Raw genomic sequence first — 19,200 nt, forward strand, 5'->3', positions numbered from 1 at the left:
TTCGCTCCCTAGCGCCTGTCGTTGGCCGCGATGGCGGCATGCAGCCCGCCCAGCTGGGACGCCAGCAGCGCGCGCAGGACGGGACGCACCGCCTCCGGGCTGTCTTCCATGCGGGTGAAGGCCACCACAATCGCCCCATCCCCATGGCCCGACCGGAGCTTATGCCGAATCTGGCGAAGCTTCGCCTTGTAATCGCCAGCGACAGGCTCGCCGCCGATCACGTACCATTGCCAGACCAGCAGGCGGTCCGCCCCCGCTATGGTCACTTCGCGTACCGGAAGCTCCATGCCGCCAATGCGCTCGCTGCGCAGCAGGGATCCCGTTTCGTGCCACGCCGCACGCTGGCCCGTGAGGCGGTTGATGGAGCTGACCAGCCGCGCCTTGCCACCGTCACGGTAATAAAAAGCCATCAGGCCCGCTTCCTGTGGGGTGGACAGGAAGTGGCGCAGCTCGACGCTGGGCGGAGCGAACGCCGGGGACCATCCGGTGAAAACTGAAGCTGGCGGCAGCGCCGGGCGGAAAGCCGCCAGGGAAGCGGGGGGCGCCGTGCCCTCCAGGCGCTCGAGATGCCAGGCGTAGGCGGGCCAGGCCGCGAAGGCGAGACCTGCGCAGGCGGCTGCGGCCATGCGCTGCCCCGGACGTGCCGGGGCGGCCCCGATGCTGGGCGGCTCGACGCTTTCTGCGGGAGCTTCTTCGCGCCAGAAGCGGCCCAGCCAGAACAGGACCAGCATCAGCAGACCGAAGAAAAGCCAGCCGTAAAGCACATGATCGATGCCCACGGCGAGCCGCATGCCGCTGGCGTGGCCGATCATCACGATCATGTACGCCCGCACGCCGTTCGCTGCGATGGGCAGCACGAGGGATATGGCGATAAAGGCAGCTCTGCGCCACCAGCTGCGGTAGGTAAGGTAGGCATACAGGCAGCCCAGGGTAAGCGACGAGATCAGGTAGCGCAGGCCGCTGCATGCCTCAACCACCGACCAGTCGCCGGTGGGAATGCTGAAATTGTTCCCCTCTCTCAGGACGGGAATGCCGCTGGCGCGCAAGGCGTCGACGGTGAATCCCGCTGTCAGCTGGATCAGCGGATCGATCAGGCTTTCCCCTGCGGGCACGGCAAACAGGACAAAAAGCAAGGGGAATGCAATAGGCTTTGCGACCTCTACGCCAAAGACGGCCAGCACGCCGAGCGGAATCATGGCAGCGAACATGAACTGGCGCACCACCAGCACCTCACCCAGGGTGGCCACGAGCCACACGGCGCCGCAGAGTGCCAGCGCAGCCACTGCGGGCCAGCATGGCCGTTGCGGTACGCCGCGCAGCCTGGCGCGCCGCTGCCATACCAGGTACGCGCTGATCGGCAGGATCACATATCCGTGGGCGAAGGTTCCCGAGCGCGTCCAGATCGAAACGATGGACTGGGCCGTGCCGACATAGGCCAGCGGCAGGAGCAGAAGGACGCCCGCCGCCAGCCACGCGGCCAGATCCCTGGTATCGCGCATCCCTCCCGGCGGCAGCGGCGCCGGTTGCATGCGTGCCGCTTCCATCTTCATGCTCCGCCTCCCATGCGCGAGGCCTTCCATGGATCTTCCAGCAGCTCCTGAAGATTGGACAGGCGCGCCTGCCAGCCATAGTTGGTCTCAGCCCTGCGGCGCGCAGCCCGGCCGATGGCGGCCAGCGACGCGGGCGGCAGATCCAGCGCCGCATGCAGCACGCCGGAGAACTCCTCGGCGCTGCGGGCAAGCAGCACTTCCAGACCGGATTCGGCATCGATCCCTTCGAGCGCCTGGGGCGTGAGCAGCACGGGCTTGGCCATGGCCATGGCCTCCAGCACCTTGTTCTGGATGCCGCGCGCGACGCGCAGCGGCGCAACGGACAGCACAGCGTGCGAGACATAGGGCCGCACGTCGGGAACGGCCCCTGTCACCACGACTCCGGGAAGCGCGGCCAGCGCCTTGACCTGGGCCGTGGGCCGGGCCCCCACTATCCATAAACCGAGGTTCGGATGGTTCGCCAGAGCGCCAGGCAAAATCTGGCGTGCAAACCAGCTCACTGCATCCACATTGGGCCAGTAGTCCATGGCGCCACAGAAGACGATGGGCAGCATGCCGGGCGGGTAGGGATTGTCGTAGCTGCGCTTGGGCGAGAAGTAGGCGGTGTCCACGCCATTGCAGACGGTGTAGCAGCGTCCTGACGCCTCCGGTGCGAGGCGCGAGAACAGCTCGACCTCCGCGCGCGACACGAACAGCGCTGCGTCGCAGTTCAGGGCCGCCTTGCGCTCCCAGCGCAGCAGGCGGCTGGCTTCATAGCGGTAGAGCGCACTGGCCGGCCAGGGCTTCTTCTCCGCATACTGCCGCCATTTGTCGGAGTCCACATCGCAGAAATCCACGACGCGCTGAGCCGCCGTGTAAGTGGAAAGGTATTGCGCCATCGGCGACGAGAATGCCACCATGCGGGCGATGCCGCGCTGGGCGACGGTACGGTGAACCCATTCCTGCATGGCGCCGTCCCGGTAGTAGCGCAGCGAAAGCGGTTCGTTCCGAGCAAGGGCGAGCAGGCTGCGCACGCGCGCCATCCGTGGATCGAGATGAGATATGTGGGCGGATGCGCACTGGGCCTGTACGTGCGGCACATAGCGCCAGTCGTCCTTCTCGTCCACGAAGGTGGCGAGGTGAACCCTGTAGCGGCGCGAAAGGAACTGCAGCAGCTGCCAGGAACGGATCTTGTCGCCCTTATTGGGGGGATAGGGCAGACGATGCGTGAGGAACAGGAGATCGTCCATGGCCTACCCCAGATCGCGCGCGATATGCGGACCGATGGCGTTGGCCAGCGCCAGGGGAAGGCGGCGCCAGGCGGCGATCAGCAGCTTGTAGCGCGGGTTGAGGGGATTTACATCCGGTACGCTGGCGCCGGTGTTCAGCCAGTACGCATATGGCAGGGGGGCAGGCGCGAAACCCCAGTTCTTCTTGAAATCGAAGGCTCCCGTACCGCGCTTGCTGCGGCCGAAATCGAAGATCGTGCAGCCGCGCGCGGCGGCATCCCGCATCAGGCTCCAGTACATGAAATCGTAGGCGGCCGTACTGCGAGCCTGCGGAACGCCACCGCCGTAGTAGGGCAGCACCTCGTTACGGAAGAAGAAGCTCATGACGGCAGCCAGCGCGTGCCCGTCCTTGCCGATGACGCGCAGTTCGCAATCATCGCCGAATTCCTCCTTCAGCAGCTGGAAGTAGCGCCTGCCGAATACCGGCGTTCCAAGGCGGTGCACGCTGCCCGCGTAGACCGGGAAGAACCGCCCTGCATCCGCATCGATTTCGCTCCGCAGTCCAAGAGCGATGCCCTTGCGTACGACCGCGCGCTGCTTGCGTGGTATCGCCGTGAGATTGGCTTCATCCGAAGCGCAGATCGGTTTGCGGAAAGTGTAGTAGAGGTCCTTCCCATGCCATTCCGGTCCGTCTTCGGCCGCCTGCAGGCGGCGGAGTTCAAGGTGGCGTACGCCAAGCTTCCGCGCCAGCGCCCGGGCTGCGTCAACGAGCGCCGTCCGCGAGCGCTCGCAAGCGCCGGCCACGCCGCCATACACGCAGAATGGCAGCGACACCAGTGCATGCCCGAACAGGCGGCTGCGGATTTCGGCGAGCGGCAGGATGGCGCTGATCCTTCCACCCTGCTCCGTGTAATAAAACCAGCAGCGGTGGCCGAAGGCTTCGCCGATGACGCGCTGCCAGCCGGAACGGTGGAAGAAGGTTGCATCCGGGGTTTCGTAAACAAAAGCGTCCCAGCGCCGGCGGCCGCTCGTGTCGGCGTCCATCAGCTGCAGCACCGGAATGCTCATGGCGCCTCCAGGAAGAGACGGTCCATGCGGCTCCAGGCGAAGTCCGTCAGCAGCGAACGGATCTTGCCTTCCATGCGGCTCAGATTGACGTAGTGGCGGAAGCGCGTGGCCAGGCTGGCGCCGGCGGGACGCGGCTGCTCCGGGTCGATTTCCCATGGATGGAAGTAGAAAACGGCTGGCTGCCCCTCGCCCTCGTTGAGATGGCGCAGCAGCCCGCGCGACAGCGCATAGGGCATCAGCCTGAAATAGCCGCCGCCGCCAGCCGGAAGGTTCTGCCGCATCACGCGCGCCGTGCTGACGGGCACTTCGAGCAGGCCGCTGCCGCAGGGATGGTAGGGAAAGCGCGGCGCGGCGGGCATGCCGTAATGGTCGTGCCGGATCGGGTAGATGCTGGAGCTGTAGCGGTAGCCCGCCTCCTGCAGGGACTCCAGCGCCCACTGGTTGGCTGCGCCAATGGAAAAGCTGGGCGCGCGGTAACCTGAGACCGGCTCGCCGGTCACGTCCTCCAGGATTGCCTTGCTGCGCCGAATGTCCTCGTCGAACTCCCGCCGTTCCTGTTCGCTCGCGCGCTGGTGCGCGTAGCCATGGCTGGCAATTTCGTGGTCTGCGTCGACGATCCTGCGCACCATGGAGGGATAGCGCTCGGCGATCCAGCCGAGCGTAAAGAAGGTGGCCTTGATGCCAGCGTCGGAGAACATGCAGAGGATGCGGTCGACATTGCGTTCGACGCGGCATTCGCGCTGCGGCCAGCTGTCCCGGTCAATCAGGGAGGCGAAGGCGGAAACCTGGAAGTAATCCTCGACGTCGACCGTCATCGCATTGCGGATGGCTGCCAGGCGTGATGATGACATACGCTGTGCATTCATGCCGTGCTCCTGGATTGCAAACGCAGAGGGTCGGGGCGTAACATGATCCATTCTTTCATCGCACGGCCCCATGCGTACTGCGCCAGATCAAGCCGGCGGGTCAGAATGTGGCAGAGAGGCTGGCAGCAACGGCGTGCTCCTTGACGGTACGGGCATCGAAGGCGGACCGGGTGCGCAGCGTGCGCAGCTCCACGGTGCCATTCAGGTGGGGCGCGATGCGGTGGCTGAAGAACACGCGCGCGCTCTTGTGCTGCGCCTCCCTTTCCAGCGCACCGGAACGCGTCGTGTTGACGCTGGCGGCCAAACTCAGGTTGCTGCGCGCCGTCAGCGCGTAATCGGCCACCACGGTGAGGCCCCGCTGGCGCACATTGTCATTGATGCGGGCGCCGCTGCTGCCAAGAAGGGCGCTGTCCGCCTGGAACAGCGAAAGCGCTTCGCGCCGGGTGGAGAAGGCGCTGACAAGCACCGTGGTGCGCGGAAGCCGCAGGCCCACGGATGCCTGTCCCTGCCGCTGCAGCATATAGCGGTTGGTGAAGTAGTTCACGCTGTCGGGCAGCGAGCGTGGCAAGCCTGATGCGCGTATATATGCCTCGACGGCGATGGCGCGCAGCACGGGATCTGGATAGGCTGGGATGAAGAGGCGGTCCAGCATGGCGGCAGTATCGACGGCGGAGGGCAGCAAGAATTGGGAGCGCGTGGTGGTCACGTCGTCGCTATAGCTGATGTTCCAGACCGTATAGCGGCTGCGGTGGCTGCCGCTCAGGAAGTAGCTGTTGCCATAGTAGCGCCGTCCCCCGGAAAGAGTGAGGCTCGTGCGCGGCGAGGGATTCCAGATCAGGCCCGTCGACCAGGACGCGCCCTGCGTGTCGCTTCCCAGGCCCTCGTAGTCGAATTTGTCGTAGCCGCCGCCGAGGGTCCACGTCAGCTCCGGCGTCACCACATAGCGCAGCGACACGCCCGCGCCCTGGCTCGACGAGGGTGGCGCCACGCTGTCCTCCAGATGCTGCTTGCTGAGGGAGACGGACCAACCTGCGCGCTGGAACGCCGCACCGCTGTTGACGGCAAGGTTCAGGGTGTCGGCAGTACTGCGCCCGAAGCCTGCATTGTCGCTGCCTACCATATCGTGCGCGTAGCGCAGGTTGGCGCTGGCGAATGCACCGAATGTGCGGTGGATCCAGGGTGAAACGCGGTAGCTGCGCACTTCGTTCCTGTTGTCCCTAGCGAATCCGTTGCCGAAACCGGCGGCCAGCGGCGTGACGGGAGCCTGTGAGACCGAAGCGCTGGCATCGACGAACAGGAGATCCGACAGCAGTTCGCCGAAGGCGCCCGCCTGCAGCTGCTGCGTGGTGCGGTCGGTCCCGCTCACCCTGTCCCTGGCGTATTCATAGATATGGACCTGATAGGCGGCGTTGAAACGGAAGCGCGGCGTCTGGTCGCTGATCACGATGCTCGGCGCGATTTCGGTGACGAACTGGCCGGTTCCCTGCCCGTCCGGCCGCAGGTTCACGTTATCCGAATAGCTAAGCCTTCCGGTAAGCGCTGGAGTGAAACGCCATTCGGCACGGGCCTGCGGCGCCAGTACGAGGGCGGCGATGGCCGGGCCAATCCAGGCTTTGCGCACGCTCAAGGGCAATACGTTCAGTTCTGCCATCTTCTCAACTCATAGGGATCAGGGATTAGCCATGGCCTCCAACCGCTTCGCCGCTCTGCTGCTCGCCGCAATGCTTTGCGCCATTGGCGCTGCGGCACATGCGGACACGCTGGCTGCAACCGTTGCGGCGGTAAAGCCCTCGATCGTCGGCATCGGCACCTTGCAGCGCACCCGCACGCCGCCGGTGCAGTTCATTGCCACCGGCTTCGTGACCGGCGATGGGCTCAGCGTCATCACCGCTGCGCATGCCGTTCCCCTGGTGCTGGACGTGGCGCGCATGGAGACACTGGGCATCATCACCGGCCGCGGCGATCAGCTCGATTTTCGTCCTGTAACAGTAAAGAACATTGACCGGGAACATGATCTGGTGCATTTGCGGCTGATGGGCGCTCCGCTTCCGGCCTTGCGCATCGACGATGGCGACCGCGGCGCCGAAGGGCAGTCCCTTGCCTTCACCGGCTTCCCGCTCGGGATGGCCCTGGGCATGGTGCCTGTAACCCACCGCGCCACGCTGGCCGCCATCACGCCCGTGGTGCAGCCGATCGCCAATTCGCGTTCGCTGGATGCGCGCACGATCCGGCAGCTCCAGCGCCCATTCAGCCTGTTCCAGCTGGACGGAACGGCTTATCCGGGCAACAGCGGCAGCCCGTTGTACGACCCCGAAACAGGAGTGGTGTTCGGCGTCGTGAATTCAGCGGTGCTGAAAGGTTTGAAGGAAAGTGCGATCAGCCAGCCAAGCGGCATTACCTACGCCATTCCGGCGCGCTATATACGCGAGCTGATGGATCGAATATGAGAAGGAGAGCATCCATGAAAAAACTACTCTGGCTGATGGTTCCCATGATGCTGTGCGCCTGCGCCGCGCAGAAAACGCAGCCGCTGGATGCGGGCCCCGAACCGCAGGTCGACTACCTGATCGGCCCTGGCGACAATGTGCAGATCATCGTTTGGCGCAACCCCGAGGTTTCGCTCTCGGTGCCGGTGCGTCCCGACGGACGCATCACCACCCCGCTGGTGGAGGACCTTGAGGCAAGCGGAAAGACCTCGACCCAGCTCGCGCGCGATATCGAACAGGCGCTGTCGAGGTACATTCAGCAGCCGGTGGTCACCGTCATCGTCACCGGATTTTCAGGCGTCTACGACAAGCAGATACGCGTAATCGGCCAGGCGGCGCGGCCGCAATCGCTGCCATACCGGCGCGGCATGTCGCTGATGGACGTTCTCATCATGGTGGGCGGGGTGACTGAGTTCGCCGCGGGGAACCGCGCCAGCATTATCCGCATGGTGGATGGGAAGCAGCAGCAGTTCACTGTCCGCCTGAACGACCTGCTGAAGAAGGGCGATATCACAGCCAACGTGCCGATGCGCCCCGGCGATGTTCTGGTGGTTCCCGAAAGCTTCTTCTGAGGTTCAGGGAGTCCGCTCCCTGTACCACTGCTCCAGCATCATCAGCACCCACGCCATGGTGCCGTGGTACCCGGCGTGCTCCTGAAGATGCTGCCCGAGCAGCTGCCCGGCGAAATGCGGACGGATGATGCCGCGCCGGGCCAGCCCGGCCAGGCTGTCCGCCGCCAGCTCCTGCAGCGGCTTGTGCTGCTGCAGCCAGATACCGAAGGGTAGGCCGAAGCCGTGCTTCTGTTTGGCGATGATCTCGTCCGGCAGATAGCCGCGCAGCGCCTCCTTGAAGAACCAGCGCAGCTTCCGGCCCCGAAGTTTCTGGCGCGGCGAAAGGCGGGACGAGAAGGCGACGATGGCGTCATCCAGGAATGGAAAGGCGCTGTCCAGGCCCGCCAGCTCGCATGCCTTGCGCACCTTCGGCAGGTCGTTGTCCGCCAGAGTGATCTTCAGATCCAGTTCCAGCATGCGGTTCACCGGGCTCGCGGCGCCGCTGCGGTTGTACTGCTCGCGAAGGGTGGCCAGTGCCAGCTCGGGAGACACAGCGTGCAGGAAGTCGCTCGTGAAAACCTGCCCGGGGCCATAGCGTTCCAGGAGATTGTAGGTCTCCAGGCGCGCGGGCATGGGCACAGACGCCTGTTCGACGTAGCTGCGCGCCTTGCGCAGCAGCCGCACCCGCTCCGTTCCCGGAATGCCGAACAGTAGCGGCTCCAGGACTCCCTTGCGCACGGCCAGCGGGACCCGCCCGTATAGGCCGAACAGCTGCTGTTTCGCGTAGCGCTCATTGCCACCGAAAAGTTCGTCCCCGCCATCGCCGCCGATCAGGCGCTCGACCCCGTCTTCCTTTGCCATGCGGGCGCAGTAGAAGGCGGGAACGGCAGAGGCGTTGCCGAAAGGCTGGTCGAAGACCGCCGCTATCCTTGGAATGGCAGATACCACATCGTTCGGGCTCACATAATATTCGTGATGCGCGGTGCCGAAGTAGCGGGCCGCGAGGCGGGCGTAATCCATCTCGTCGTAGCCCTTGGCATCGAAGCCGATTGAGTAGGTACGTGCTGGTTCGCCACGCAGATCTGTGAGCATGCCTGCGATGGTCGAACTGTCCGTTCCGCCGCTCAGGAAAGCTCCGGTCGATGCGCCTTGGGCGGCGCGGCTCACCCCTTCCCGAAGCTGGCGCAGGAACGCTTCCTTCAAGTCGGGGAAGGGCTGTTCGCTGCCTTCGCTGTAGCGCATTCGCCAGTAGCTGTCCACTCTCGCCCGGCCTTGCCGGTAATGCAGGAAATGGCCGGGCAGCAGGCGTTCGATACCGCGATAGATGGTCGCGGGGCCCGGCACCATGTGAAAGTAGACGTAGTTGTAGACGCTTTGAAGATCGACCTCCGCCTGCCGCCTGAGGCAGTCCGCCAAGCTGGCGAACCGCAGGGTCTCGCCACGCAGGGACCAGAACAGCGGGTGAATACCCATGCGGTCCGCCGCCAGAAGTGCTTCTCCCTTGCGGTTGTCGATAACGGCAAGCGCAAAAGCGCCCTCCATCCGTTCGCACAGCCGGTCGGCGCCCTGCTGCCATAGGCTGGCCAGCACGTGCGCATGGCCTTCCGCCTCGGCCAGCCGCGCCAGGGCAGGATCGCGCCACACCGGGCGGCCCCAGACGGCCGTCAGCAGGCCGTCCGTCCCGGCGATATCCGCCGCGGCGCCATGTGCGCAAAGCGCAAGCGCGCTACGGCCGCCGGAGGCGGAGTGCAGGGGACTGCTATCGAAACGGGCGAGCGGCGCCGCCATCGTGTGGAGCTGCTCGTCACTGCTGCCGATCCATCCGCACAAGCCGCCCATGGCACGCTCCTGTCAGATAAGAACCTCTACTGCTTCGGGATGACTGAGAAAAGCCGCCGGGCTGGCGGAACGGCCATAGGCGCCCGACTGCAGGACCACAACGAGGTCGCCAGGCTCCGCACGCGCCAGTTCCATCTGGTCCGCCAGCAGGTCAAGTGGTGTGCAGAGCGGGCCGACAACAGACACGGTCTCGCGCCCGGCGCCAACAACCTTGTTGCCGATGAGGACGGGGTAATTCTTGCGGATCACCTGCCCGAAATTGCCGGAGGCAGCCAGCTGGTGATGCAGCCCGCCGTCCGTGACGAGATAGACCTGGCCGCGCGATTCCTTGCGGTCCACGACGCTGGCCACGTAGACGCCTGCCTCGCCGACCAGATAGCGCCCCAGCTCGATCACCACCTGCGACTCGCGCAGCTGCGGCGCGTGCCGGTCCATCAGGCCATGCAGATGCTGGCCCACCGCTTGCAGGTCCAGTCTTTCCTCGCCGGGGAAGTAGGGAATCCCGAACCCGCCGCCGATATTCATGATGCGCGGCGCGCGCGGCGCCTCCTCGGCAAGGCGCAGGCCGAGTGCAAAAGTCTTGTCGTGCGCTTCCTGGATCGCGGCCGCCTTGAGGTTCTGCGATCCGCTGAAGATGTGGAAGCCGTTGAAGTCCAGCTCCAGCGCGGCCAGCCGCTTCAGCATGGCAGGCACGCGCTCTGCATCCACGCCGAACTGCTTCGGCCCACCGCCCATGCGCATGCCCGAGGACTTCAGCTCGAAGTCCGGATTGACCCGCACCGCCACACGCGGCTGAATTCCCAGCTGGGCGCCGATGGCCGCGGCGCGTTCCATCTCGCCTTCCGATTCCAGGTTCAGGACGATGCCCGCGGCAACGGCGCAGGAGAGTTCCGCGTCGCGCTTGCCCGGGCCGGCGAAACTGATGTTCTGGGCCGGCATGGCCGTGTCCAACGCCGTGCGCAGCTCGCCGCCCGAGGCCACATCGATACCATCGACCAGTCTTGCCATGTGCTGCACCACCGCAGGCATCGGGTTCGCCTTCATGGCGTAATGCAGGTGGACCGAAGGGGGAAGATGCTCGCGCAGCTCCGCTACCCGCCGCGTCATGGCGGCACGGTCATAGGCAAAGAACGGAGTCTGGCCCACCCGCTGCGCCAGGCGCGTGAGCGGGACTCCGCCAACGGCCAGGCAATCATCCTGGACGGGGAACTGGAGCAATGCTGCGTGCTGCGGACGTGCTGCGCTCATGGCTGTTCCTGGAACACGTTGGCATATTCCATGCTGAGCTGTTTGCGGTCGATCTTGCCGTTCAGGTTGCGCGGCAGGCTGCCCTCGATCATGACGATCTTCTGCGGCAGCATGTAGCCAGGCAGGTGGGGCTTGCACGCGGCCAGCAGATCGGATGCCGTCAGGGCCGTGCCGCTGCGGGCGCTTGCGATCACGACGATCGCCTGGCCCAGCGCCGGATGCGGCACGCCGATGGCGGCCGCCTCCGCAACCTGTTCGCGCGCATAGATCACTTCTTCCACCTCGGTCGGGCTCACGCGGTAGCCGGAGGTCTTGATCATTTCGTCCTTGCGGCTGACGAAGTAGAGGAAACCCTCTTCGTCGCGGCGCACGGTATCGCCGGACCAGACGGCGAGCTCCGGCAGCGGCAGCCCGGCGTGGCGCGCGGGAAGCGGCTTGAAACGTTCGGCTGTGCGCGCGGGATCGTTCCAGTAGCCCATCGCAACCAGCGCGCCCCGATGCACCAGCTCTCCCGGCTCGCCTGGATCGCATTCGCTGCCGTCGGCGCGCAGCACCATCACCTCGGCATTCGGAATTGCCTTGCCCATGGAATCGGGACGCCGCTCCAGCTCCTCCGGTGGCAGATAGGTGGAGCGGAATGCCTCGGTCAGGCCATACATCAGGAAGGGCTGCGCTTTGGGGAGGGCGCGGCGCAAGGCATCCAGCGTCGGGCGCTGCATCGCTCCACCCGAGTTGGTGAAGTAGCGCAGCGTACAGCCGGCCGGCCAGCTCAGGGGAGCCAACTGAATCCACAGGGGCGGTACGGCGGCCAAGCCTGTGATGCGCTCGGCGGCAACCGCATTGAGAACGTCGCGCGGCAGCAGATGGTTCAACAGCACGGCCGTGGCGCCAACGCTGAAGGCAGTGGTCAGCTGGCTCAGTCCATAGTCGAAGCTGAGCGGCAGTACGGCGAGAATCCTGTCCTCTGCCGTGTTCCGAAGATAGGAGGCTACGCTGCGGGCGCCTGCCACCATGTTCCGGTGCGAGAGCACAACGCCCTTCGGTTTGCCCGTGCTGCCCGAGGTATAAAGGATGGCGGCCATGTCGGCGTCGATGGCGCGCGGCGCGCTGCCTTCCTTCGCCGCACCCAGGGCAGCTTCCCAGGCCACGACTTGCACGCCTTCCAGCGGCGGCAATGCACCCTCGCCCACTGCAAGCACAGTCCGCAGATCCGGGCATTGCGCCAGCGAGGGCGCGAGCTGCGCCAGCCTCGCAACGGACGTGACGAGAATGCGCACGTTGCAGTCCGCCAGGATATAGGCCACCTGCTCCGGTTTCAGCAGGGGGTTCACTGGAACGAAGACGCCCGCTGCCGCCGACGCGCCGAACATCGCCGCCACGTTCTCCACATTCTTTTCCATGTACACGGCAACGCGCTCCTCGCGCCGCAGTCCTGCGGCGAGGAAGGCGGATGCCGCTTCGCGCACCTGCTGCGCCAGCGCGCCATAGCACAGCCTTGTGCCGCCGTAGACAAGCGCTTCGGCGTCGGGCGCCATGCGGGCACTCTGGAAAATGAGGTCGTGAATCAGTTCGTTCATGGGAAGTCCGGCAAAACGGGCCGCGGGATCGGCTGCTCCAGCCAGGGAAAGCATCGAAAACTCTCGGACAATCCTACCATTCTACAATTGGGCGTCATTTGCGCCAAGCCAAACTCTTCCGTACGGGAGCCGCCTACACTGGGGAAACGCCGTCAGGGTATACTCCGCCGCGCCACGCCGCGCTGGTTGCGGTCATCACCATGGAGTAGCACATGTATTTGCAAGAAGTGAAAAAGATTGTCATCGAGGTACTGGCCCTGGGCGCCGCGGGCGAAGCGCTGGACGCGCACTCCGCGCTCCTGGGCAGCCTTCCGGAACTGGATTCGATGGCCGTAGTACAGCTGATCGGCGCACTGGAAGACCATTTCGGCTTCAGTGTCGACGACGACGAAATCAGCGCCGCCAACTTCGCCACCCTGGGCAGCCTGGCGGACTTCGTGAAGTTCAAACTCACAGCATGATTCCCTCAAGCGCGCCGCCACCCCACCCGTTCTTCATGGGCGGCGGGGCGGCGGCGCGCTTCTGTCTCTATCACGCACCGGCGGGCGAATGCCGCGGCAGCTGGCTCTATGTCCATCCCTTCGCCGAGGAGATGAACAAGTCGCGCCGGATGGCTGCATTGCAGGCCCGCCTGCTCGCGGATCACGGTTTCGCCGTCCTGCAGCTGGACCTGTATGGCTGCGGCGACAGCGCGGGTGATTTTGGCGACGCGCGCTGGAGCATCTGGCAGGAAGACCTTGACCGCGGCGCCCACTGGCTGCGCCGGAATGCCGATTCGGCGCCCGGATTGTGGGGGCTGCGGCTGGGCGCCCTGCTGGCCGCCACACATCCGAGCTGCAGGCCCGCGGCACTGCTGTTGTGGCAACCCGTCCTGACCGGGGCCCAGCACTTGCAGCAGTTCCTGCGGCTGAAAGTCGCAGGCCAGGCGCTGGCGGCGCCACTGGACCAGCGCAACTCGGCCGCACTGCGCCGTGAGCTGCTGGAAGGCAGTGCGCTGGAAGTTGCCGGCTACAGCCTGGCGCCGGAATTGGCGGCCGCAATGGAACAGGCGAACCTTGCCAGCCGCGTCCCACAATGCCGCGTCCACTGGTTCGAATGCAGCGAGCTCACGCCCGCCTCCTCCCGCGCCATCGAGCAATGGCGCGGTGCAGGCGCAAACATCCATACCCACGCTGTGGAAAGCCAGCCTTTCTGGGCCACGCAGGAGATCACGGAAAGCCAGGCATTGCTGCGCGCGACCCTCGACGCCTGCCTGAGCCCACACCATGCGTGAAAATGCCCTCTCCTTCCGCTGCGGAGACGACTGGCTGACAGGCATCGTCAGCGCCCCCGCGTCGCCAGCACAGCGCGGCGTTCTCATCGTTGTCGGCGGCCCTCAATACCGAGCGGGCAGCCACCGCCAGTTCACGCTGCTGGCCCGCGCCTTGGCCAAAGGCGGCATACCGGCCATGCGCTTCGACTATCGCGGCATGGGAGACAGCACGGGCAAGGTGCGCAGCTTCGAGGCCGTGACCGCTGACCTGCGCGCCGCCATCGACCAGTTCATGGACGTGCAGCCCGGCCTCCAGGAGGTGGTGCTATGGGGCCTGTGCGATGGCGCATCCGCCTCCCTCTTCCACGCGCAGCACGATGCCCGCGTGCGCGGCCTCGTATTGCTCAACCCATGGGTGCGCACAGGCCAGGGCCTGGCGCGCGTCACGATAAAGCACTACTACCGTTCGCGCCTGTTCGACCCCGAGCTCTGGAGAAAAATCGTGGGAGGCCAGTTCCGGCCTGCCGCGGCGCTAAAGTCCTTCACCGGCATCGCATTCGCGGCGAGCGTCGCGCAGGATCAGGACCTGCCCACCCGCATGCTGCAGTGCTTCGCAGGCTTTCACGGCCCTGTTCTTCTGATACTGAGCGGCCAGGATCTCACGGCACGCGAGTTTCAGGACATGGTGGACCGCTCCACGGCATGGCAGCGGCAGATCGTTTCGCCGCGCGTGCGCCGCGAACTGCTGGAAGACGCCAACCACACATTTTCGAGCGCCGCCTGGCGCAGCCAGGTCGCATCCTGGACCGCGGACTGGGTAAGATCATGGTGAAACGCGTGCTGATGGTGGCCTTCCATTTCCCGCCGCTGCATGGCAGCAGCGGCATCCAGCGCACGCTCAAGTTTGCGAAGTATCTCCCGCAGCATGGCTGGCAGCCGCTGGTACTGAGCGCCCATCCGCGCGCCTATCCGCAAACTGGGCCGGACCAGATGGAGGAACTGGATGCCCATATCGTGGTTCGCCGCGCCTTCGCGCTGGATGCGTCGCGCCACCTCTCCCTCTTCGGCCGCTATCCCGGCTGGCTCGCCCAGCCGGACCGCTGGGCGAGCTGGGTGGCAGGCGCCATTCCTGCTGGCCTGTCCCTGATCCGGCATTACAAGCCGCAGCTCATCTGGTCCACCTATCCTATCGCCAGCGCAAACCTGATCGGCTATGCGCTTCATCGTTTGAGCGGGCTCCCATGGATTGCGGACTTCCGGGATCCCATGATCGACGAACACTATCCGGCCAATGCCCTGAGCCGCAGGATGCATCGCCGCATGGAGCAGCTCACCATGCAGCGCTGCGCTGCTGCCGTCTGCACGACTGCCGCTGCGGCGCGCAGCTACCGCCGCAGCTATCCCGGCATGGACCTGCGCCTGATCGAGAACGGCTACGATGAAGCGGACTTCATGGGTGTCGAGCCCACTGCACCTGCTTGCGACCGGCCATTCACGATGCTGCACAGTGGCGTCATTTATCCTTCCGAACGCGATCCCGGCCCGCTGCTGCAGGCCATCGGGAGCCTGCTCAGGGAAGGGATTTTGAGTCCCCTGCGTTTCCGCCTCGTGCTTCGAGCCACCGGGCACGATGCGCACTTGCGAGAGTTGATAGCCGGCCATGGAGTGGAGACAGTGGTACAGACAGCTCCCCATATCGGCTACCGCGAGGCGCTGGCGGAAATGCTGTCGGCGGACGGTCTATTGCTGCTGCAGGCCGCGAACTGCAACGAACAGGTGCCCGCCAAACTCTATGAGTACCTGCGGGCGCGGCGCCCCCTGTTGGCGCTGACGGATCAACACGGCGAAACCGCCGCCGTGTTGCGGCAGGCAGGCGTCGATACCATTGCCCCGCTGGATTCGGCAGAGGAGATCCGGCAGGCCCTGCCTCGCTTTATCGAACTGGCATCGTCCGGCAAGGCGCCCATGGCCTCGGATGCAGCCGTCGCAAAGGCATCACGCCTTTCGCGCACGGCGGAGCTGGCGGCGCTGATGGACGAGATCATTGCGGGTGAACGGGAAGGCGCCGCCGCACGCACCAGGGAACGATCCAGCCCGCACAGACCATTGCCACCTGGGTGATGTCGCCGAAGCGCCCCGGAACGCGCTGCTGCATCCATTCCAGGGCCAGCATGCTCACGGCGAGCAGCAGGCCGCCTACGAGGGCGCATACGCGCTTGTGCTGGGGCGGCACGGCGAGGCGCAGCAGATAGGCCAGAGCCATGCCGGGCCAGACGCATTCCACAATGTTCTCGAAGCCGTCCAGCCCCGACATCTGCGCGCGGAACGGCACCCAGTTGAAGGGAACCGCGCGGCCTGTCCACTGCGCAGGCGAAAGCTCGGAGATCCCCAGCCCCGCCGCAATCAGCACGAAGCTGCAGGCAGCCATGACGCGCGGCGGCAGGCTGCCGTAGATCATCAGCAGGGGCAGGGCCAGAAGCGACGCCGCCATCAGTTCAGCGGAGAGCGTACGCTCCGGCACCAGAAGTTTGGCGATCCACACGGCGCAGGCGAGGCAGCAGTAGGCAAGCAGCCGCGATTGGCGGCGGTTCGCGAGCGTGTAAAGCAGAAGTCCCAGCCCGGTCTGATAGCACAGCAGAACGGCCAGCTTCGGAGGACGCAGCGATTCTGGCGCCATGACGGCACGCCAGACCTGCCCGAGCTCATGGCGCAGGTAAGCGATATCGAGGGTCGGCACCAGCGGACTGGCCTGGGACAGGAACCACAGCGCCAGCACCGCCATGCCGGTGTTCGGCAGAGGCCCGGGCAGTATCCACTTTGCGCGCAGCCTGGCGAGCCACGCGCCGGGCTGCGTATCCTGCGAAAGAAGTCCACCGAATCCGGCCCCGACTGCGCTGCCCGTCATATCCGCCGCCACATCGCCCAGCGAAGAGACACGCGCGGGCAGCCATTGCTGAACCATCTCCACACCCAGGCTGAAAACTCCCGCGCATGCCATGGCGAGCACCACGCCGCGCCACAGGCCCTGGCGCCAGAGCATCGTGACAAATGCGCCGAATGGCATGTAGACAAGGAGATTCTGGACCAGATCGCCCTTGTCGATATGCGCCGGCCATTCGGGCATTCCCGGCCCGTGCGCCGGCCATGCGCGCCATTCGAAAGGGTAGAAGCTCCCGTAGGCCAGGAGCAGGCCGTAGATGATGACGAATGCCGGAAGCGGCGAGCGCTTATGCGTCCAGATAGCGGACATACCAGTCCATGGCTTCGATCAGCCCGTCCTGCACACGGTGCGTCGGCTCGTAGCCAAGAATGCGCCGCGCCTTGCCGATATCCGCTTGCGAATGGCGCACGTCGCCCGCCCGGAAACCGCGGAACTGCGGCTGGTGCTGGCTGAGATGGGGATAGCGCGGCTGGAGCATGTCGCGCATGAGCTGGTAGAGCTGCAGGAGCGTGGTGCGTTCGCCCAGCGCCACGTTGTACACCTCGTTCAAGGCATCGGGATTGTCCGACATCGCCGCCATCAGATTGGCCTGGACGACATTGGCGATGTAGCAGAAGTCGCGGCTGGATTCACCGTCACCGTTGATGAACACCGCCTCATTGGCAATGAGGGCGGACAGCCATTGCGGAATGACCGCCGCATAGGCCCCTGCGGGATCCTGGCGCGGGCCGAACACGTTGAAATAGCGCAACCCTACAACTGGCAGGCCGTAGCAGCGGCTGAACGTATCCGCATACAGCTCGTTCGCAAGCTTGCTGACCGCGTATGGCGACAGCGGCCTGCCGATGCGCTCCTCCACCTTGGGCAATGCGGGATGGTCCCCATAGGTGGAACTGGAAGCCGCGTAGACGAAGCGCGTAACCTCCGCGTCGCGCGCAGCCAGCAGCACGTTCAGGAAACCGGTGACGTTGCTCTCATGGGTGGCGAGCGGATCGTCGATGGAACGGGACACCGAACCCAGTGCCGCCTCGTGCAGCACGAACTGCACGTCCTCGCACGCGCGCCTGCAGGCCTCGATGTCGCGGATGTCGTCGTTCTGGAATCGGAAGCGCGACCAGGCTTCGGGACCGACGTGCCGCCGCACTTCGGACAGGTTGCGCGGATGGCCGGTCGAAAAATTGTCCAGGCCCGTCACCTGCTGTCCCAGCAGGAGCAGCGCTTCCGTGAGGTGCGAGCCGATGAAACCCGCCGCGCCGGTCACGAGCCAGCGGTAGCGGTGCATGACCAGGTGCGCGCGCACCTCTTCTATCTGGCGCATGCTAGAGCCGCCACACGCTGAAACCGGCCTCGCGCAGCGCGGACTTGTCGAACTGCGACTTCACGTCGATGAAGCAGCCGCCCGCATTCAACTTGCTGCACAGGCTTGCCAATGGCAGGTCGAGCAAGGCCTGGTGAGGCACGGTGGCGACCACCGCGTCGCCCTTGGGCAGGCTCTCCCAGCTGTCCAGATGGATGCCATATTCGTACTGCGCATCGTCCGCATTCGCCACCGGGTCGAACACGTGCACGTCCAGGCCATAGGAAGCCAGCTCGCTGACGACGTCCGCCGCCTTGGAGTTGCGCAGGTCGGGGCAGTTCTCCTTGAAGGTCAGGCCCAGCACATTCACCTTCGCGCCCTTGATGTGGCAGCCGGCCGCGATCATTTCCTTCACCGTCTTCTCGGCTACGAACTTGGCCATGCCGTCGTTGATGCGGCGCCCGGCCAGGATCACGTGAGGGTGGTAGCCGATCATGTCCGCCTTGTGCGTGAGGTAGTAGGGATCGACCCCGATGCAGTGGCCGCCGACCAGTCCCGGACGGAAGGGCAGGAAATTCCACTTGGTGCCCGCCGCCTGGAGCACTTCGAGCGTATCGATGCGCAGCCTGTCGAAGATAATGGCAAGCTCGTTCATCAGCGCGATGTTCAGGTCGCGCTGCGTGTTCTCGATGACCTTGGCCGCCTCCGCCACCTTGATCGAGGACGCGCGGTAGACGCCGGCCGTCACTACCGATTCGTAAAGCTTCGCGATGGCCTCCAGCGTGGCCGTATCGTCACCGGACACCACCTTGCGGATCGTGGTGAGCGTATGCGCCTTGTCGCCGGGATTGATACGCTCTGGAGAAAAACCCACGTGGAAGCCCTCCTTCCAGCGCAGGCCCGAATGCTGTTCGAGCAGAGGGATGCAGATCTCCTCGGTGGCGCCAGGGTAGACGGTGGATTCGTAGACGACGATGGCGCCCCGCTTCAGGTGCTTGCCCACGCTGATGCTCGCCGACCGGAGCGGCCCGAAGTCCGGGTTGCGCGCCTCGTCCACGGGCGTGGGCACGGCGACGAGAATGAAGTCCGCCTGCGAGAGCACGGCGGGATCGGAACTGAGCGTGAGGTGCTCCGCCGCGCGCAGCGCCGATTCGGACACCTCGCCTGTTGGGTCGATGAAGCGCCGGTAATTGTCGATCTTCTGCACCGAAAGGTCGAAACCGATGGTTGTCCGCTTCTTGCCGAATTCCACAGCCAGGGGCAAACCGACGTATCCCAGGCCTACAACTGCGACGACAGGCACCTTTTCCATGGCCA

The 19,200-nt window shown here is 65.3% G+C and carries 17 protein-coding genes; 6 read left to right on the forward strand and 11 right to left on the reverse strand.

Going from position 1 to position 19,200, the window contains the following annotated elements:
* Window positions 1–8 precede the first annotated feature (8 nt).
* From xrtA to LSQ66_RS20995, 5 genes are all read right to left on the reverse strand, one after another.
* Window positions 9–1,550 (reverse strand): exosortase A, encoded by a 1,542-nt coding sequence (gene xrtA, locus LSQ66_RS20975; protein WP_231767105.1) that lies wholly within the window; start codon window positions 1,548–1,550, stop codon window positions 9–11.
* Entirely contained in the window at window positions 1,547–2,779 is a 1,233-nt protein-coding gene (locus LSQ66_RS20980) for a TIGR03087 family PEP-CTERM/XrtA system glycosyltransferase (protein WP_231767106.1), read from the reverse strand. The genes xrtA and LSQ66_RS20980 overlap by 4 nt, the downstream gene beginning before the upstream one ends.
* Before the next feature lie 3 nt (window positions 2,780–2,782).
* Window positions 2,783–3,826: a FemAB family XrtA/PEP-CTERM system-associated protein gene (locus LSQ66_RS20985; RefSeq protein ID WP_231767107.1), complete on the reverse strand. Its 1,044-nt coding sequence runs from the start codon at window positions 3,824–3,826 to the stop codon at window positions 2,783–2,785.
* Window positions 3,823–4,692 (reverse strand): XrtA system polysaccharide deacetylase, encoded by an 870-nt coding sequence (locus LSQ66_RS20990; protein WP_231767108.1) that lies wholly within the window; start codon window positions 4,690–4,692, stop codon window positions 3,823–3,825. The genes LSQ66_RS20985 and LSQ66_RS20990 overlap by 4 nt, the downstream gene beginning before the upstream one ends.
* 100 nt (window positions 4,693–4,792) lie before the next feature.
* Window positions 4,793–6,343, reverse strand: a complete 1,551-nt coding sequence (locus LSQ66_RS20995; protein WP_231767109.1) for a TIGR03016 family PEP-CTERM system-associated outer membrane protein — start codon at window positions 6,341–6,343, stop codon at window positions 4,793–4,795.
* A gap of 31 nt (window positions 6,344–6,374) precedes the next feature.
* Between LSQ66_RS20995 and LSQ66_RS21000 the strand changes: the two genes are divergently transcribed.
* Together LSQ66_RS21000 and LSQ66_RS21005 are read left to right on the forward strand one after the other, a co-directional pair.
* Window positions 6,375–7,139, forward strand: coding sequence for a S1 family peptidase (locus tag LSQ66_RS21000; RefSeq protein ID WP_231767110.1), 765 nt, complete (start codon window positions 6,375–6,377; stop codon window positions 7,137–7,139).
* 44 nt (window positions 7,140–7,183) lie between these two features.
* Entirely contained in the window at window positions 7,184–7,750 is a 567-nt protein-coding gene (locus LSQ66_RS21005) for an XrtA/PEP-CTERM system exopolysaccharide export protein (RefSeq protein WP_407659647.1), read from the forward strand.
* A gap of 3 nt (window positions 7,751–7,753) precedes the next feature.
* Here LSQ66_RS21005 and LSQ66_RS21010 read toward each other — a convergent pair whose 3' ends face one another.
* From LSQ66_RS21010 to LSQ66_RS21020, 3 genes are read right to left on the reverse strand one after another with little or no spacing between them, the layout of a single operon-like run.
* On the reverse strand, window positions 7,754–9,568 hold the full coding sequence (locus LSQ66_RS21010) for an asparagine synthetase B family protein (protein WP_231767112.1): 1,815 nt from the start codon (window positions 9,566–9,568) through the stop codon (window positions 7,754–7,756).
* Between the two features lie 12 nt (window positions 9,569–9,580).
* Window positions 9,581–10,816: a pyridoxal-dependent decarboxylase, exosortase A system-associated gene (locus LSQ66_RS21015; protein WP_231767113.1), complete on the reverse strand. Its 1,236-nt coding sequence runs from the start codon at window positions 10,814–10,816 to the stop codon at window positions 9,581–9,583.
* Window positions 10,813–12,393 carry an acyl-CoA ligase (AMP-forming), exosortase A system-associated gene (locus LSQ66_RS21020; protein ID WP_231767114.1) on the reverse strand — a complete coding sequence of 527 codons (1,581 nt, stop codon included), beginning with the start codon at window positions 12,391–12,393 and terminating at the stop codon, window positions 10,813–10,815. The genes LSQ66_RS21015 and LSQ66_RS21020 overlap by 4 nt, the downstream gene beginning before the upstream one ends.
* A 212-nt stretch (window positions 12,394–12,605) precedes the next feature.
* Between LSQ66_RS21020 and LSQ66_RS21025 the strand changes: the two genes are divergently transcribed.
* Genes LSQ66_RS21025 through LSQ66_RS21040 form a run of 4 tightly spaced genes read left to right on the forward strand, consistent with a single transcriptional unit; the run spans window position 12,606 to window position 15,766 of the window.
* On the forward strand, window positions 12,606–12,854 hold the full coding sequence (locus LSQ66_RS21025) for an acyl carrier protein (RefSeq protein ID WP_231767115.1): 249 nt from the start codon (window positions 12,606–12,608) through the stop codon (window positions 12,852–12,854).
* On the forward strand, window positions 12,851–13,666 hold the full coding sequence (locus tag LSQ66_RS21030) for a hydrolase 2, exosortase A system-associated (RefSeq protein WP_231767116.1): 816 nt from the start codon (window positions 12,851–12,853) through the stop codon (window positions 13,664–13,666). The genes LSQ66_RS21025 and LSQ66_RS21030 overlap by 4 nt, the downstream gene beginning before the upstream one ends.
* The gene (locus LSQ66_RS21035) at window positions 13,659–14,477 is read left to right on the forward strand and encodes a hydrolase 1, exosortase A system-associated (RefSeq protein ID WP_231767117.1); all 819 of its coding nucleotides are present in this window, start codon (window positions 13,659–13,661) and stop codon (window positions 14,475–14,477) included. Before LSQ66_RS21030 ends, LSQ66_RS21035 begins: the two co-directional genes overlap by 8 nt.
* Window positions 14,471–15,766, forward strand: a complete 1,296-nt coding sequence (locus LSQ66_RS21040; protein WP_231767118.1) for a glycosyltransferase — start codon at window positions 14,471–14,473, stop codon at window positions 15,764–15,766. The genes LSQ66_RS21035 and LSQ66_RS21040 overlap by 7 nt, the downstream gene beginning before the upstream one ends.
* Here the strand turns inward: LSQ66_RS21040 and LSQ66_RS21045 are convergent.
* Genes LSQ66_RS21045 through LSQ66_RS21055 form a run of 3 tightly spaced genes read right to left on the reverse strand, consistent with a single transcriptional unit; the run spans window position 15,687 to window position 19,195 of the window.
* Window positions 15,687–16,895: a VanZ family protein gene (locus LSQ66_RS21045; protein WP_231767119.1), complete on the reverse strand. Its 1,209-nt coding sequence runs from the start codon at window positions 16,893–16,895 to the stop codon at window positions 15,687–15,689. The two genes, LSQ66_RS21040 and LSQ66_RS21045, sit on opposite strands and share 80 nt — an antisense overlap.
* A complete protein-coding gene (locus tag LSQ66_RS21050) occupies window positions 16,873–17,904 on the reverse strand; it encodes an SDR family oxidoreductase (RefSeq protein ID WP_231767120.1) in 1,032 nt (343 codons plus the stop codon). Before LSQ66_RS21050 ends, LSQ66_RS21045 begins: the two co-directional genes overlap by 23 nt.
* A 1-nt stretch (window position 17,905) precedes the next feature.
* Window positions 17,906–19,195: a nucleotide sugar dehydrogenase gene (locus LSQ66_RS21055; protein ID WP_231767121.1), complete on the reverse strand. Its 1,290-nt coding sequence runs from the start codon at window positions 19,193–19,195 to the stop codon at window positions 17,906–17,908.
* Window positions 19,196–19,200 lie beyond the last annotated feature (5 nt).

The sequence above is a fragment of the Massilia endophytica genome (assembly GCF_021165955.1).
Lineage (GTDB): Bacteria > Pseudomonadota > Gammaproteobacteria > Burkholderiales > Burkholderiaceae_D > Rugamonas > Rugamonas endophytica.